Annotated in this window: 15 protein-coding genes; 13 read left to right on the top strand and 2 right to left on the bottom strand. The window is 72.3% G+C overall.

Features of this window, described 5'->3' with window-relative positions:
* Position 1 precedes the first annotated feature (1 nt).
* Positions 2 to 1,723: a TolB family protein gene (locus tag H0487_RS11745; RefSeq protein ID WP_183094424.1), complete on the top strand. Its 1,722-nt coding sequence runs from the start codon at positions 2 to 4 to the stop codon at positions 1,721 to 1,723.
* Position 1,724: 1 nt separating this feature from the next.
* The gene (locus H0487_RS11740) at positions 1,725 to 3,317 is read left to right on the top strand and encodes a TolB family protein (protein ID WP_183094423.1); all 1,593 of its coding nucleotides are present in this window, start codon (positions 1,725 to 1,727) and stop codon (positions 3,315 to 3,317) included.
* Between the two features lie 3 nt (positions 3,318 to 3,320).
* Here H0487_RS11740 and H0487_RS11735 read toward each other — a convergent pair whose 3' ends face one another.
* Positions 3,321 to 3,875 carry an LOG family protein gene (locus H0487_RS11735; protein ID WP_312855915.1) on the bottom strand — a complete coding sequence of 185 codons (555 nt, stop codon included), beginning with the start codon at positions 3,873 to 3,875 and terminating at the stop codon, positions 3,321 to 3,323.
* A 57-nt stretch (positions 3,876 to 3,932) separates the two neighbouring features.
* Positions 3,933 to 4,742 (bottom strand): maleylpyruvate isomerase family mycothiol-dependent enzyme, encoded by an 810-nt coding sequence (locus H0487_RS11730; protein WP_183094421.1) that lies wholly within the window; start codon positions 4,740 to 4,742, stop codon positions 3,933 to 3,935.
* Positions 4,743 to 4,828: 86 nt separating this feature from the next.
* On the opposite strand from H0487_RS11730, the gene argC reads away from it, so the two are divergent.
* Genes argC through H0487_RS11675 form a run of 11 tightly spaced genes read left to right on the top strand, consistent with a single transcriptional unit; the run spans position 4,829 to position 14,916 of the window.
* Entirely contained in the window at positions 4,829 to 5,875 is a 1,047-nt protein-coding gene (argC, locus tag H0487_RS11725) for an N-acetyl-gamma-glutamyl-phosphate reductase (protein ID WP_183094420.1), read from the top strand.
* Positions 5,872 to 6,288 (top strand): ACT domain-containing protein, encoded by a 417-nt coding sequence (locus tag H0487_RS11720; protein ID WP_183094419.1) that lies wholly within the window; start codon positions 5,872 to 5,874, stop codon positions 6,286 to 6,288. Before argC ends, H0487_RS11720 begins: the two co-directional genes overlap by 4 nt.
* 28 nt (positions 6,289 to 6,316) lie before the next feature.
* Entirely contained in the window at positions 6,317 to 7,468 is a 1,152-nt protein-coding gene (argJ, locus tag H0487_RS11715) for a bifunctional glutamate N-acetyltransferase/amino-acid acetyltransferase ArgJ (RefSeq protein WP_183094418.1), read from the top strand.
* Positions 7,465 to 8,403: an acetylglutamate kinase gene (argB, locus tag H0487_RS11710; protein ID WP_183094417.1), complete on the top strand. Its 939-nt coding sequence runs from the start codon at positions 7,465 to 7,467 to the stop codon at positions 8,401 to 8,403. The genes argJ and argB overlap by 4 nt, the downstream gene beginning before the upstream one ends.
* Complete coding sequence (locus H0487_RS11705) at positions 8,400 to 9,602, top strand: acetylornithine transaminase (RefSeq protein ID WP_183094416.1); 1,203 nt, start codon at positions 8,400 to 8,402, stop codon at positions 9,600 to 9,602. The genes argB and H0487_RS11705 overlap by 4 nt, the downstream gene beginning before the upstream one ends.
* Positions 9,599 to 10,483: an ornithine carbamoyltransferase gene (gene argF / locus H0487_RS11700; RefSeq protein WP_183094415.1), complete on the top strand. Its 885-nt coding sequence runs from the start codon at positions 9,599 to 9,601 to the stop codon at positions 10,481 to 10,483. Before H0487_RS11705 ends, argF begins: the two co-directional genes overlap by 4 nt.
* Positions 10,476 to 10,994: an arginine repressor gene (locus H0487_RS11695; protein ID WP_183094414.1), complete on the top strand. Its 519-nt coding sequence runs from the start codon at positions 10,476 to 10,478 to the stop codon at positions 10,992 to 10,994. The genes argF and H0487_RS11695 overlap by 8 nt, the downstream gene beginning before the upstream one ends.
* A complete protein-coding gene (gene argG, locus H0487_RS11690) occupies positions 10,991 to 12,421 on the top strand; it encodes an argininosuccinate synthase (RefSeq protein WP_183094413.1) in 1,431 nt (476 codons plus the stop codon). The genes H0487_RS11695 and argG overlap by 4 nt, the downstream gene beginning before the upstream one ends.
* Positions 12,421 to 12,909, top strand: coding sequence for an NUDIX hydrolase (locus H0487_RS11685; RefSeq protein WP_183094412.1), 489 nt, complete (start codon positions 12,421 to 12,423; stop codon positions 12,907 to 12,909). The genes argG and H0487_RS11685 overlap by 1 nt, the downstream gene beginning before the upstream one ends.
* Complete coding sequence (gene argH / locus H0487_RS11680; RefSeq protein WP_183094411.1) at positions 12,906 to 14,348, top strand: argininosuccinate lyase; 1,443 nt, start codon at positions 12,906 to 12,908, stop codon at positions 14,346 to 14,348. The genes H0487_RS11685 and argH overlap by 4 nt, the downstream gene beginning before the upstream one ends.
* Positions 14,332 to 14,916: a DNA-3-methyladenine glycosylase gene (locus H0487_RS11675; RefSeq protein ID WP_183094410.1), complete on the top strand. Its 585-nt coding sequence runs from the start codon at positions 14,332 to 14,334 to the stop codon at positions 14,914 to 14,916. Before argH ends, H0487_RS11675 begins: the two co-directional genes overlap by 17 nt.
* The last annotated feature ends 369 nt before the right edge of the window (positions 14,917 to 15,285 follow it).

Below are 15,285 nucleotides of genomic sequence, written 5' to 3'. Positions count from 1 at the left end.
CGTGGCCCTGCATGACTCCTTGCGCGAGCTCGTCCAGACCCGAGGTGCCGGGGTGGTCGACGAGTCCGAAGAGCTGCGCGGTGCCCTCGACGACTTCCTGGCCGAGGACGAGGCCTCACTCGGGGAGCTGAACCTGCTCGTCGACGCGGTCCGGCTCGGGGCGCTCCGGCGCGTCCGTGACGTCCTGGCCCACGGCGCCGACCCCGAGGCCGCGATCCGGCAGGCCGGCGCCGGGCTCGCCCGGGACCGCGGCACCGACGACCCGACGCGGTCGTGCTGGGCGCTCGCGACCCTCTGCTACGCCCTGGACGCCATCGACGAGCAGTTGCTCGACCTCTTCGCCGTCGGGGGGACACCGTCGGCCCCGGCGTCGGCCCCGGAGCCCCCCTCCGGACCCACCGCACCGGGGACGGCCGACCCGCACCCGACCCGGATGATGTCGGTCGACCCTGCGGACGGGGCCGCGTCCGTCGGCCCGTCGGTCCCCGCGCCGCCGCCGGTGGTCGCGCCGTCGGGGTCGGCCCCGGTCGAGCCGGCCCCTCCGCCCGCTCCTCTCGCCCAGCCTCCCGCCCAGCCACCCGCCCCGCCGGCCGCACCTCCGACGGCGTACACCCCACCGGCACCGCCGGTCGCCCCCGCGCCCCCGGAGCGCCGGGGCCGGGTCGGGCTCGTGGTGCTGGCGGTCGTGGTCGTGCTGCTCGCCGTGGCGGCGACCGGCTGGTGGCTGCTGCGCGACGACGGCGACGACGCGACGGCAGACGACGACCGCACGAGCGAGGCCGCGTCGAGCGGTACGACGACCGAGCCCACCGACGACCCCACGACCGAGCCGACGGACGACCCGACCACCGAGCCGACGGACGACCCCACCGACGAGGTCGTCGCCGTGGGCGAGGAGGAGATCGTCGCGCCGTTCGTCATCGACGGGGAGTCGCACCTCTTCGCCGTCGACGCCGACAACGACCAGGTCCGTCAGCTGACCGACGACGGCGGCAACGAGCTGCTGCCGTCGGTCTCGCCGGACCGGAGCACCATCGCCTACCAGCGCGGTCCGCGGCCGTTCGAGCTGTGGACGGTCAGCGCTTCTGGCGGGCTCACCCGGGCGCCGCTGGCCGACGAGCCGGCGTGCGCCCACTCCGGGCGCCCCGCCTGGAGCACGGACGCCAGCCGGGTGGCGATCGTCTGCTCCGGCGACGACGACGTGCCCGACGGGATCTACCTCGCCGAGGGCGACCTCAGCGCGCCCGAGCTGGTGCTCAGCGGGACGGGTTTCGCCGGGGCGCCGACCTGGATCGACGACGCCCGGTTCGTCTACGGCGTCATCAGCCCCGACGGCGTACGACGGCTGTGGCTCTATGACACCGCCAGCACCGCCGGCTCCGTGATCGAGCTCAGCGGCCTCGAGGGCGCCGACCTCACCCACCCGGACTGGTCGGAGGACCAGCAGCAGCTGGTCTTCCTGGTCCACCCCGACCCGGAGTCGGAGTTCGGCGAGCTGTGGGTCACGGGCCCCGATCTCACCGACCCCCAGCCGCTGGGCGGCGCCTACGGTCACCCCGCGTGGGCGCCGACCGGCGACCGGCTGGTGGTGACCACGCTGGTCGACGGCGTCGAGAAGCTGGCCGTCGTGCGCACCGCCGACCCGCTCTCGCCCCAGGTGCTCGAGACGCCGGACCTGCCCGAGGACGCCGAGGTCGGCGTCCCGGCGTGGGGGACCCGCTGAGATGATCCACGACTCGCTGCGCGAGCTGGTCGAGGTGCGGGGCCCCGGCGTCGTCGCCGACGCGGACGAGCTCCGCGGCGCCCTCGACGACTTCCTCGCCGAGGACGAGGCGACGCTGGGCGAGATCAACCTGCTCGTCGACGCGGTGCGGCTCGGTGCGCTGCGGCGGGTGCGGGAGGTGATCGGGCACGGCGCTCCGGCCGAGGACGCGATCCGCCAGGCCGGGGACGCGTTGTCCCGGGACCGGGGGACCGACGACCCGATCCGCTCGTGCTGGGCGCTCGCCAGCCTGCTCTTCGCGATCGGGGTGGTCGAGGCCTCCCTGGTCCGGATGTTCCGGGCTGGGCTCGGCACGGTGCCCGCGCCCGCACCGCCCTCGGCGCCACACGGACGGGCCCCTGAGCCTGCACCCGCGCCGGCCGCCCCGCCCGCCCCAGCGCCCGAGCGTCCTGCTGCGCTCGCTGCCCCCGCCTCGGTGCCGCACCGCCCGACCGTGCCGGTCGAGGTCCCGGCCACGGGCGGCACCCACCCCCGCGGTCCGGTGCCACCCACCGGCGTGGAGCGCCGTACCGGTCGGGCCGGGGTCGCCCTGCTCGTCGTCCTGGTGGCTCTCATCCTCGGCGGCCTCGTGGCCGCCGGTGTCATCCTGCTCGGCGCCGACGACGGGGATGACGGCTCCACGACCGCCGACGACCCGACCAGCGAGGGCCCCGGGCGTCGTTCCGAGCCCCGCCCGCTGGTGCCCGACACGGCGATGCTCGTCGCCTACGAGATCGACGACGAGGCCGCGGTCTTCGAGGTCGACGTGGCGAGCGGCGTGAGCAAGCAGCTCTCGCCCGACGGCGTCGACGCCCGGCTCCCCACGATCTCCCCGGACCGCCGGTCGATGACCTACGTCGACTTCACCGAGGCCGCCAAGGGCGAGCCGGGCGTCCTCATGCTGATGGACCTGGAGTCCGGCGAGACCCGCCGGGTGTTCGACGCGGCCGGCCCGTGCGCGCACGCGCTACGACCCGGCTGGAGCCTCGACGGGTCGCGGGTCGCCGCGATCTGCCAGGACGACGAGGGCGACCCGCTGGGCATCTACGTGACCAGTGCCGACGGCTCGGGGGACCCGCGGCTCGTGGTCGAGGACACCCTCGTCCGGGGTGCGCCGACCTGGGTGTCCCGGCGCGAGTTCGTCTACGGCCGTTACAGCGACGACGGCGAGGTGCTCGGCCTGCGGCTCATCGACGCCGACGCGGGCGGGCAGGCCGTCGAGGTCCCGACGCCGCCGGGCTACCAGATCTCCTACGCCGACTGGTCGCCCGAGGCCGGGCAGCTGCTCTTCCTCGTGACCGAGCCCGGAGCGGAGGAGGAGATCGGGAGCATCTGGACGATGAACGCCAACGGCACCGGTCAGAAGCTCCTCGCCGAGGGCGAGTTCCTGCACCCGGTCTGGTCCGTCGACGGGCGTTCCATCGGGGTCACCTGGTACGACGACAGCGGCAGCGAGGTGCTGGCCTACCTCGACGTCGACGACCCGAGCACGGTCGTCGTGGTCCCCGACCCGCCCGCCGGCGAGGCCGGGATCCCGGTCTGGGCGACGCGCTAGGAGTCAGCCCAGTCGCGAGGCGAGCCCGTCGAGCGCCGCCGCGAGGTCGGGCGCGACGACCAGGTCGTCGACGGTGGTGCGGCTCATGAACTCGTGGTCGGCGAGCCGGTCCAGCGTGGCGACGAGCGGGTCCCAGAAGCCGTCGGTGTTGAGCAGGCCCACCGGCTTGGAGTGCAGCGAGAGCGTCTGCCAGGTCCACACCTCGAAGAGCTCCTCGAGGGTCCCGAGCCCGCCCGGCAGCACGAGGAAGGCGTCGGCCCGGGCAGTCATCATCGCCTTGCGCTCGTGCATGGTCTCGACGACGTGCATCTGGACGCCCGGCTCGTGCAGCCGGCCCCACTCCCGCTCGACCATGAAGCGTGGGATCACGCCGTAGACGCGGCCGCCGCCGTCGAGCACTCCCTGCGAGACCCGCCCCATCAGGCCGCCGCCCCCACCGCCGTACACGAGCTCGATCCCGCGCGCGGCGAGCTCGGCTCCGACGTCGTAGGCGTCCCGACCGAAGCGTGGGTCGTCCCCGTCGCGGGAGCCGAGGAAGATCGCGAGTCGCTGGATCACGCGACCAGACGCTAGCGAGGTGGGGCCGGTCTGCATCGGTGGGCCCTCCCGGTCTGCTCAGTCGAGCGGCTGGTCCAGCACGGTCCGGACGAGGTCCCAGACGGTCGCGTCGCCGGTGACCTCGATCCCCGCGTCGTCCCGGCGGCGCCAGATCCAGGCGTTGAGGTCAGCGGCCGGCCCGGACACGACCACGTCGGCCGCGCGGCCGGGGTCGGCGACGACGTGCAGGTCCGTCTCGTCGGTGTAGACCGTGCCGTCGGGCGCCGTGCCCTGGAACGTGCCGGGCTGCGTCCACACGGAGGTGCCCGCGTCGGTGAGCCGGAACTCGACGTAGTGGGGGAGCGGGTCGAAGGAGCCCCACGGCGGCAGGTTGCCGTACATCCAGTCCAGCGCCTCGTCGACGCCGTCTGCGGCCAGTGCCGTGTCGAACGGAGTCACCTTGCCGGCCGTCAGCTCGGCGTCGAGCCGGTGGACGAGCGCCTCGTGGGCCTGCCGCCGATAGGTGAACCCGACCGTGTGGTTGACCGGGTCGCCCGACCAGGAGTAGGCGGGCTCGGTGGGGTCGGCGGTCTCGACCGCGGCCACGAAGCGGGCGTGGGTGTCGTCGAAGCTGGCCAGCAGCTCCTCGTACGACGCCGGGCGATCGGGCTCGACGTAACCCAGCTCCTCGCCGGTCTGCGGGCGGTGGGTGACGATCGCGCCCCACCAGTGCTGGACGGTCGTGAGGTGCCAGAGCAGGTCCGCGGCGGTCCACTCCGGGCAGGACGGCACGGTCGCCGCCGGGTCGCAGTCGACCAGCACCTCTCGGAAGCGGTCGGACTCCCGGCGGATGGCAGTGAGATACTCGGGGAACGAGAGCCGCGTCATGGTCCGGACACTAAGCGGCGGCATCGACACGAGCGACCGGTTATCGGAACCCCGTGATGCAGAGTCATGCAGGGTTCTGTATAGTCATGCAAATGGATCGGGTGAGGGTCGCCGTCGCAGGCGCCAGTGGATACGCCGGGGGCGAGGTGCTGCGCCTCCTGCTCGGGCACCCCGCGGTCGAGATCGGCGCGCTCACGGCGGGCAGCAACGCCGGTGAGCTGCTGGGGTCGCTCCAGCCGCACCTGGTCCCGCTCGCGGACCGCGTCCTCGACGAGACCTCCGTCGCCGTGCTCGCCGGTCACGACGTCGTCGTGCTGGCGCTCCCGCACGGCCAGTCCGGCCCGCTCGCGGCCGAGCTCGGCGCGCTCGACGACCGGGTCGTGGTCATCGACTGCGGTGCCGACTTCCGGCTCGCCGACGCCGCCACCTGGGAGCAGTTCTACGGCAGCGCGCACGCCGGCACCTGGCCCTACGGACTGCCCGAGCTCCCCGGGCAGCGGGAGCGGCTCGTGGGAGCCACCCGGATCGCCGTCCCCGGCTGCTACCCGACCGTCTCCTCGCTCGCGCTCGCCCCGGCCGTGGCCGCCGGGATCATCGAGCCCGACGTGGTCGTGGTCGCGGCGTCGGGCACCAGCGGCGCCGGCAAGGCGGCCAAGCCGCACCTCCTCGGCAGCGAGACCATGGGCAACGTGTCGGCGTACGGCGTCGGTGGCGTCCACCGGCACACCCCCGAGATCACCCAGAACCTCGGCGCCCTGACCGGCGCAGCGGTGAAGGTCAGCTTCACGCCGATCCTGGTCCCGATGCCGCGGGGCATCCTGGCGACCTGCTCGGCGCCGCTCGCCGGTGACGTCACGGCGGAGGAGGCGTACGGCACCTACGCCAAGGCCTACGCCGACGAGCCGTTCGTCCACCTGCTGCCGCCGGGCCAGTGGCCACAGACGAAGTCGGTCGTGGGCTCCAACGCAGTTCACCTCCAGGTGACCGTCGACCCGACCGCCGGCCGTCTGGTCGTCGTCGGCGCCGTCGACAACCTGGCCAAGGGCACGGCCGGAGCCGCCGTCCAGTGCCTCAACCTCGCCCTCGGGTTCGACGAGACCACGGGCCTCACCACCGTCGGAGTCGCGCCATGAGCAGCTATCAGATCGCCCGGTTCCCCGAGACCATCGCCGTGGTCCGACTGGCGCCCGGCGCCGAGATCCCGGAGTGGGCGGAGTCGTCCTCGATCTTCTCGATCACCGCGACCGCGACCGAGACGTCGTTGGTCTGCGCGGCCCGGAGCGTGCCCGCCAAGGCGCGGCAGCAGAAGCCGTACACGGCGTTCGCCGTGGTCCCCGCCGAGGGCTCCACGGACTTCGACCTGGCGTCCGGCGCGGTCGGCGTGCTGGTCGGGCTGCTGACGCCCCTGGCGGAGGACGGCGTACCGGTGTTCGTCCTGTCGACGTTCGACACCGACTGGGTCCTGGTGCACAAGAACGACGCGGAGAAGGCCGAGCAGGCGTGGCGACGATCGGGGCACGAAGTCGCACCCGCCGTCCCCGCCTGATCCCACGTCCTCGAAGGAACCACCCGTCATGTCTGTCACCACCCCGGCCGGCTTCGTCGCCGGCGGCGTCCACTGCGGCCTCAAGGCCAACGGCAACTTGGACCTCGCGCTCGTCGTCAACGAGGGTCCCCACTTCGACTCCGCGTCGGTCTTCACCGCCAACCGGTGCAAGGCCAACCCCGTGCTCTGGAGCGAGCAGGCCGTCAAGGACGGCGTCGTCAAGGCCGTCGTCCTCAACTCCGGTGGCGCCAACTGCTACACCGGCGCCGAGGGCTTCCAGACCACGCACGAGGTGGCCGAGCGGGTCGCGACCCACCTCGGCATCGGCGCGATCGACGTCGTGGTCTGCTCGACGGGCCTCATCGGACTGCGGAACGACCGGCCGACCCTGCTGGCCGGCGTCGACGCGGTCCACGCCGGCCTCTCGGCCGACGGCGGCGACGACGCGGCCCACGCGATCATGACCACCGACTCGGTGAGCAAGCAGGTCGTCGTCGAGCGGGACGGCTGGTCCATCGGCGGCATGGCCAAGGGCGCGGGCATGCTCGCCCCGCAGCTCGCGACGATGCTGGTCGTCATCACCACCGACGCCGTCGTACCGGCCGCCGAGCTCGACGCGGCCCTGCGGGCCTCGACCCGGATCAGCTTCGACCGGCTCGACTCCGACGGCTGCATGTCGACCAACGACACGGTGACCGTGATGGCGTCCGGTGCGAGCGGCCTGACGCCGAGCACCGAGGAGTTCACCGCCGCGTTGACCGAGGTCTGCACGTCCCTGGCGATGCAGCTCCTCGCCGACGCCGAGGGCGCCGACCACGAGATCGCGATCACCACGCTGAACGCCGCGACCGAGGACGACGCGGTGGAGGTCGGCCGGAGCGTGGCCCGGAGCAACCTGTTCAAGGCCGCCGTCTTCGGCAAGGACCCCAACTGGGGCCGGGTGCTCGCCTCGATCGGTACGACGGACGCGGTCTTCGACCCGGCCGACCTCGACGTCGCGATGAACGGCGTGTGGGTGTGCCGGAGGTCCGGACCGGGGGAGGACCCCGCGGCGATCGACCTCGCGCCCCGCCAGGTCACCGTGACCATCGACCTCAAGTCCGGCGACGCCCAGGCGACCGTCTGGACCAACGACCTGACCCACGCCTACGTCCACGAGAACAGTGCGTACTCCTCATGAACATCGACTCCGAGCAGCACGACCCCGGCCGGCCCGACCCCAAGAAGGGGGAGACCCTCGCCGCTGCCCTGCCGTGGCTGAAGGCCTACCACGGCAAGGTGGTCGTGGTGAAGTACGGCGGCAACGCCATGACCGACCCCGAGCTCAAGAAGGCGTTCGCCGAGGACATCGCGTTCCTGCGGTTCGCCGGCTTCAAGCCGGTCGTCGTCCACGGCGGCGGTCCGCAGATCTCCCAGATGCTCGACCGGCTCGGCATCGAGTCGGAATTCCGGGGCGGCCTACGGGTGACCACCCCGGAGGCGATGGACGTCGTCCGGATGGTGCTCGTCGGCCAGGTCCAGCGCGAGCTGGTCGGTCTCATCAACGAGCACGGTCCGCTGGCCGTCGGGCTCTCGGGTGAGGACGCCGGCCTGTTCACCGCCGAGGCGACCAACACGATCGTCGACGGCGAGGAGGTCGACCTCGGCCTGGTGGGCGAGGTCGCCCAGGTCCGCCCCGAGTCCGTCCTCGACCTGATCGAGGCCGGCCGGATCCCGGTGGTCTCCAGCGTCGCCCCCGACATCGACGGGATCGTGCACAACGTCAACGCCGACTCCGCCGCCGCTGCCCTGGCGATCGCGCTCGGCGCGGAGAAGCTGCTCGTCCTCACCGACGTCGAGGGCCTCTACCTCGACTGGCCGGACCCCGAGGAGGTCATCGGCGAGATCGGCCCGGAGGCGCTCGAGGAGATCCTGCCGACCCTGGCCAGCGGGATGATCCCCAAGATGGGCGCCTGCCTCCAGGCGGTCAAGGGCGGCGTCGAGCGCGCGACCGTCGTCGACGGCCGGCAGCCGCACGCCGTCCTGCTCGAGCTCTTCACCGACGAGGGCGTCGGCACCCAGGTGCTGCCCGGGGTGACCACGAAGACCCGGAAGGCGAGGGTGATCGAGTCATGACGACGACCGCAGCCTGGACCGAGCGCTACACCGGCGCGCTCATGAACACCTTCGGTCCGCCCAAGCTGGTCCTCGTCCGGGGCGAGGGCGCGCGAGTGTGGGACGCCGACGGCCGCGAGTACCTCGACCTGCTCGGCGGGATCGCCGTCAACGCCCTCGGCCACGGGCACCCGCGGCTGGTGGCTGCGGTGACCGAGCAGCTCCAGACCCTCGGCCACATCTCGAACTTCTTCGCCAGCGAGCCGCAGGTCGAGCTCGCGGAGCGGTTGGTCGCGCTGCTCGGCACCGAGGCGCACGTGTTCTTCACCAACTCCGGCGCCGAGGCCAACGAGGCCGCCTTCAAGCTCACCCGGCGCACCGGGCGCACCAGGATCGTCGTCACCGAGGGTGGGTTCCACGGCCGCACCATGGGCGCCCTCGCGCTGACCTCGAAGCTCGCCTACCGCGAGCCCTTCGAGCCGCTGCCGGGCGACGTCGTCTTCGTGCCGTACGGCGACCTGGCCGCCCTCGAGGCCGCGGTCGACGACACCACCGCCGCGGTCCTCGTCGAACCGGTGCAGGGGGAGGCCGGCGTCGTCGTACCTCCGGCCGACTACCTGCCGGGCGCCCAGCGGATCGCCCACGAGCACGGCGCGCTGCTGTGGCTCGACGAGATCCAGACCGGTGTCGGCCGGACCGGCACCTGGTTCGCGCACCAGAACCCCGCCCTGGTCAGCGACCGGGTGGTGCCCGACATCGTCACCCTGGCCAAGGGCCTGGCCGGCGGCATCCCCATCGGCGCGTGCATCGCGACGGGCGGTTCCGGCAAGCTCTTCGACCCGGGCAACCACGGCACGACGTTCGGGGGCAATCCCGTCGCGGCCGCAGCGGCGCTCGCCGTGCTCGACGTCGTGGCCGAGGGCCTCCTCGACCACGCGACGCGGATCGGGGCACGGCTCAAGGCCGGCCTCGCAGCCGACCCCCGGGTCGCCGAGGTCCGCGGCGAGGGCCTGCTCATCGGCCTCGACCTGACGGAGGCGAGGTCCGCCGAGGTCGCCGCTGCCGCCCAGGACGCCGGGTTCATCGTCAACGCACCGACCCCGGAGCGGATCCGGCTCGCGCCCCCGCTCGTGCTGACCGACGAGGACGTCGACGCCTTCCTCGCTGCCTGGCCCGCCATCCTCGACACCGCGGGCGTCACCGAAGGAGCAACCGCATGAGGCACTTCCTCCGCGACGACGACCTGACAGCGGCCGAGCAGGCCGAGGTGCTGGCTCTGGCGGCGACGCTCAAGGCCAAGCCGTTCGAGCACCAGCCGTTCGCCGGCCCGCACACGATCGCGATGATCTTCGACAAGCCGACCCTGCGGACCCAGGCGTCCTTCGCGGCCGGCATCGCCGAGCTCGGCGGACACCCGCTCCTCGTCGAGGGCAAGCTCGCTGGCATCGGCCACCGGGAGTCGATCGCCGACGTCGCCCGTGTCCTCGGTCGGCAGGCGGCGGCCATCGTGTGGCGCACCTTCGAGCAGAGTCGGATCGACGAGATGGCGGCGTACGCCGGGGTGCCGGTCGTCAACGCGCTGACCGACGACTTCCACCCCTGCCAGCTGCTCGCGGACCTGCTGACCGTCCAGGAGCACAAGGGGACGCTCGCCGGGCTCAAGGTCGCCTTCGTCGGCGACGCCGCGTGCAACATGGGCAACTCGTGGGCTGTCGCGGGTGGCCTGGCCGGGATGCAGGTCGTCTTCGGCTGTCCCGAGGGCTACGCACCGGCCGTCGGCGATGCCCCCGCGACGACCGACCCGGTCGCCGCCGTCACGGACGCCGACGTCGTGGTCACCGACACCTGGGTGTCGATGGGCAAGGAGGAGGAGGCCGAGGCACGCAAGGCGATCTTCGCGCCCTACGCCGTCACGTCCGAGCTGATGGCGCACGCGAAGCCCGACGCGATCGTCCTGCACTGCCTCCCGGCCTACCGGGGGTCGGAGATCAGCGCCGAGGTCCTTGACGGGCCGCAGAGCGTGGTCTGGGACGAGGCGGAGAATCGCCGGCATGCGCAGAAGGCGATCCTCGCCTGGTTGGAAGCGCGACGTCATGACTGAGCACGCGCTGACTCCGCTCACGAAGAGTGCCCGGCTCCAGCTGATCACCGACCTGCTCGGCGGCAGCGAGGTGCGCTCCCAGACCGAGCTCGCCGAGCTGCTCGGCCGCAGGGGAGTGCACGTCACCCAGGCGACCCTGAGCCGCGACCTCGTCGAGCTCGACGCCGTCAAGGTCCGCCTCCCGTCCGGATCGCTGGTCTACGCCGTCCCCGCAGAGGGCGGCGACCGCACGCCGATCCACGGCGAGAGCGCAGGCGCGTCGCACCGGCTGAGCCGGCTCAGCGCGGAGCTCCTCGTCAGCGCCGAGGCGAGCGCCAACCTGGTCGTCCTTCGCACCCCGCCCGGAGCCGCCCAGTTCCTGGCCAGCGCGATCGACAAGGTCGACCTGCCCGACGTACTGGGCACCATCGCCGGCGACGACACCGTCCTGGTGATCGGTCGCGATCCTTCCGGGGGCCAGGCCCTCGCCCACAAGTTCACCGACATGGCAGAAAGAAGCACCACCGCATGAGCAAGGTCCTCACCTCCCTCCCCGAGGGGGAGCGCGTCGGCATCGCCTTCTCCGGCGGCCTCGACACCTCCGTCGCCGTCGCCTGGATGCGCGACAAGGGTGCGATCCCGTGCACCTACACCGCCGACATCGGGCAGCCCGACGAGCCGGACATCGCGGGCGTCGCGCTCCGCGCGAAGGAGTACGGCGCCGAGATCGCCCGGGCCGTCGACATCAAGCCCCAGCTCGTCGAGGAGGGCCTCGCCGCCCTTGCCTGCGGCGCCTTCCACATCCGGTCGGGCGCGAAGGCCTACTTCAACACCACGCCGCTCGGTCGTGCGGTCACCGGCACGATGCTGGTCCGCGCGATGCAGGCCGACGACGTCAACATCTGGGGCGACGGGTCGACCTACAAGGGCAACGACATCGAGCGGTTCTACCGCTACGGGCTGCTGGCCAACCCCGAGCTCCGCATCTACAAGCCGTGGCTCGACAACGACTTCGTCCAGGAGCTGGGTGGACGGCACGAGATGAGCGAGTGGCTGGTCGCCCACGGCCTGCCCTACCGCGACTCGACGGAGAAGGCGTACTCCACCGACGCCAACATCTGGGGCGCCACCCATGAGGCGAAGACCCTCGAGCACCTCGACGTGTCGCTGGAGACCGTCGAGCCGATCATGGGGGTGAAGTTCTGGGACCCGTCGGTCGAGATCGCGACCGAGGACGTCACCCTGACGTTCGAAGCTGGCCGGCCGGTGGCCATCAACGGCAAGCGGTACGACGACCCGGTGGCCCTCGTCATGGAGGCGAACGTCATCGGCGGGCGCCACGGGCTCGGGATGTCGGACCAGATCGAGAACCGCATCATCGAGGCCAAGTCGCGGGGCATCTACGAGGCGCCCGCCATGGCCCTGCTCTTCGCGGCGTACGAGCGGCTGCTCAACGCGATCCACAACGAGGACACGCTGGCGAACTACCACCTCGAGGGCCGCAAGCTCGGTCGGCTGCTCTACGAGGGCCGGTGGCTGGACCCGCAGGCGCTGATGCTGCGGGAGTCGATCCAGCGCTGGATCGCCTCGCTCGTCACCGGCACCGTCACGCTCCGGCTGCGACGCGGCGACGACTACACCATCCTCGACACCCAGGGGCCGTCGTTCTCCTACCACCCGGAGAAGCTGTCGATGGAGCGCGTCGCCAACGCGGCGTTCGGGCCGACCGACCGGATCGGCCAGCTCACCATGCGCAACCTCGACATCGCGGACTCGCGCGCCAAGCTCGAGCTCTACGCGGGTCAGCCGCTCGACCAGGGCACGGTGCTCGTCGAGAACGGCACGCTCTTCGGGGAGCTCCCCGCAGGCGGCTTCGACCGGATCGCCGCCAACCCCGCCGTCACGGGCGAGGAGGAGGCGCTCCTCGAGGAGGCGGCGATGGAGCTCGGGACCGACTGATGGCTGCCGACGAGACAGCGCAGCCGATCCACCGGGTCGCGGTACGGCTGTTGCCGGTGTCGCCGGAGGGCCGGGTCCTGCTCCTTCAGGGCCAGGACCCCGCGCACCCCGGCGACCTGCACTGGGTGAGCGTCGGGGGAGCGGTCGACCCGGGGGAGACCCACGAGGAGGCGGCCGTCCGCGAGCTCCACGAGGAGACCGGGATCGACCGCGAGGTCGCCGACCTGGTCGGGCCGATCGGCACCGGCGTGCACCCGTTCTCGTGGGCCGGCACCGACTACGTGTCCCACTCGACGTTCTATGCGATCCCCGTGGCCGCGGACGCGACGGTCCACTTCGAGGGGCTCGAGCCCGGCGAGGTGGGCAACATCCTGCAGGCGGCCTGGTGGACCCCGGCAGAGCTCGAGGCGGACGGCACGGCGGCGTCCGACGACATGCCCGCGATGATGGCGACCGCGATCGACGCGGTCCTGGGAGGAACACTGTGACCACGGGGAGCACCAACACGGGCAAGCTCTGGGGCGGCCGGTTCGAGGGCGGACCGTCCCCGGAGCTGGAGGCGCTCTCGCGCTCGACGCACTTCGACTGGCGGCTCGGTCTCTACGACATCGGTGGGTCGCACGCGCACGCGAAGGCGCTCGGTGCCGCGGGTCTGCTGACGACCGACGAGGAGGCCGAGCTGCACCGCGGGCTCGACGTGCTGGCCGACCGGTTCACCAGCGGCGCGCTGGCTCCGGACCCGTCCGACGAGGACGTCCACGGCGCGCTCGAGCGGCTGCTCATCGAGGAGGTCGGCCCTGACGTGGGCGGCAAGCTCCGCGCCGGCCGGTCGCGCAACGACCAGATCGCGACGCTGTTCCGTTGCTACCTGCTCGACCACTCGCTGGCGATCAGCGGGTTGCTGCTCGACCTGATCGACGCGCTCGCCGCCCAGGCGGAGAGCCACCTGGGCGCGATCATGCCGGGTCGCACGCACCTCCAGCACGCCCAGCCGGTGCTGCTGTCGCACCACCTGATGGCCCACGCGTGGGCTCTCCTGCGCGACGTGGACCGGCTCGCCGACTGGCGCCGCCGGGTCGAGTCGGACTCGCCCTACGGTTCCGGCGCGTTGGCCGGCCAGAGCCTCGGGCTCGACCCCGAGCTGGTCGCGCGCGAGCTCAACTTCACCGGGTCGACGGCCAACTCGATCGACGGCACCGCCTCGCGCGACTTCGTGGCGGAGTTCGCGTTCGTCGCGGCCCAGGCCGGTGTCGACATCAGTCGGATCGCGGAGGAGATCATCCTCTGGGCGACCAGGGAGTTCGGGTTCGTGACGCTCCACGACTCCTGGTCGACGGGGTCGAGCATCATGCCGCAGAAGAAGAACCCCGACATCTCCGAGCTCGCGCGGGGCAAGGCCGGGCGCCTCGTCGGCAACCTGACCGGGCTGCTGACGACGTTGAAGGCGCTGCCGCTGGCCTACAACCGCGACCTCCAGGAGGACAAGGAGCCGGTCTTCGACTCCGTCGACACCCTCGAGGTGCTGCTGCCGGCGTTCACCGGGCAGGTCGCGACCCTGGTCTTCGACACCGCGCGGATGGCCGAGCTCGCACCTCAGGGCTTCTCGCTGGCGACCGACATCGCCGAGTGGCTGGTCCGCGAGGGCGTGCCCTTCCGGATCGCGCACGAGGTGGCCGGAGCCTGCGTGCGGACCTGCGAGCAGCAGGGGATCGAGCTCCACGAGCTGACCGACGAGCAGTTCGCGGAGATCTCGCCCGCGCTCACACCGCAGGTGAGGTCGGTGCTGACCGCGGAGGGCTCGGTCGCCTCGCGCGACGGGCGCGGCGGTACGGCGCCGGTGCGGGTCGCCGAACAGCTCACCGAGCTGCGCACCCGGGTGGGCGACGCCCGCACGGCCGTGGAGGGAGTGCGTGAGCGCGCTCGCTGACCTGCTCGCCGGTCCTGTCCAGGAGGTCGCCCCGCGGTTGCTGGGCGCGGTCGTCCGGCACGGGCCGGTGGCTGTCCGCCTCACGGAGGTCGAGGCCTACGACGGAGCGGACGACCCGGCGTCACACGCCTTCCGCGGACGAACCCGCCGCAACCAGGTGATGTTCGGCCCTGCCGGCCACCTGTACTGCTACCTCAGCCACGGCATCCATGTGTGTGGCAACGTCAGCGTCGGCCCCGAGGGTCGAGCAAGCGGGGTGCTCCTCCGTGCCGGCGAGGTGGTCGACGGCATCGACGTGGTCCGAGAGCTCCGCCCGGGCGTCGCCGACCGCGACCTGGCCCGTGGACCAGGCCGGCTGGGACGCGCACTGGGGCTCCGGCTGGACCTCGACGGGACCGACCTGACCACGGGGGCGGTCACCGTCACGCCGGGGGAGCCGCCTCCGGAGACCTCCTGCGGACCGCGGACCGGCGTGCGCCACGCGGCGGATCGGGCGTGGCGCTTCTGGTCGACGGGAGACCCCACCGTCTCGCCGTACCGCCGTCATGCGCACGCGAACGGCCTCTGACCTGGGCTTTTGCAGAAATGCCACCCCCGATTTGCAAGCGCCCCCCGGGGTGCTGCTAACTTTCTCCACGTCGCAGCACGCGGCTCCTGAACGCAGGAGCGGGGTGCGAAGACACCGGCTGACAACTGCAGCCCGAGACACCGCCGCTCACACTCGTGATGCGGAGTTGACGGGCCAAACCGACACCGGTAGCGTTTCGCAGGTTGCCCCGGAGGCGCCGCCGCGAGGCCGGCGATCCGAGCGCGTGTGATGTTTGAGAACTCAACAGTGTGTCATGCAATTTATGTCGTTGTGATTGTTTTAGCAGCGTCTGCATGTGGGCCGGCTTTGGTTGGTTTGTGTGTGGGTGTTGTGGTTTTTGGCAAGAGC

Origin of the sequence: Nocardioides stalactiti (genome assembly GCF_014180715.1) — a bacterium.
In the GTDB taxonomy this organism is placed as follows: Bacteria; Actinomycetota; Actinomycetes; order Propionibacteriales; family Nocardioidaceae; genus Nocardioides; species Nocardioides stalactiti.
This window is presented reverse-complemented; position numbering and strand designations above follow the sequence as displayed.

Excerpts from the sequence above, each read along its gene's own strand:
- H0487_RS11740 (WP_183094423.1), top strand. The coding sequence starts at position 1,725 with ATGATCCACGACTCGCTGCGCGAGCTGGTCGAGGTGCGGGGCCCCGGC.
- H0487_RS11730 (WP_183094421.1), bottom strand. The coding sequence starts at position 4,742 with ATGACGCGGCTCTCGTTCCCCGAGTATCTCACTGCCATCCGCCGGGAG.
- argC (WP_183094420.1), top strand. The coding sequence starts at position 4,829 with ATGCAAATGGATCGGGTGAGGGTCGCCGTCGCAGGCGCCAGTGGATAC.
- H0487_RS11720 (WP_183094419.1), top strand. The coding sequence starts at position 5,872 with ATGAGCAGCTATCAGATCGCCCGGTTCCCCGAGACCATCGCCGTGGTC.
- argJ (WP_183094418.1), top strand. The coding sequence starts at position 6,317 with ATGTCTGTCACCACCCCGGCCGGCTTCGTCGCCGGCGGCGTCCACTGC.
- argB (WP_183094417.1), top strand. The coding sequence starts at position 7,465 with ATGAACATCGACTCCGAGCAGCACGACCCCGGCCGGCCCGACCCCAAG.
- H0487_RS11705 (WP_183094416.1), top strand. The coding sequence starts at position 8,400 with ATGACGACGACCGCAGCCTGGACCGAGCGCTACACCGGCGCGCTCATG.
- argF (WP_183094415.1), top strand. The coding sequence starts at position 9,599 with ATGAGGCACTTCCTCCGCGACGACGACCTGACAGCGGCCGAGCAGGCC.
- H0487_RS11695 (WP_183094414.1), top strand. The coding sequence starts at position 10,476 with ATGACTGAGCACGCGCTGACTCCGCTCACGAAGAGTGCCCGGCTCCAG.
- argG (WP_183094413.1), top strand. The coding sequence starts at position 10,991 with ATGAGCAAGGTCCTCACCTCCCTCCCCGAGGGGGAGCGCGTCGGCATC.
- H0487_RS11685 (WP_183094412.1), top strand. The coding sequence starts at position 12,421 with ATGGCTGCCGACGAGACAGCGCAGCCGATCCACCGGGTCGCGGTACGG.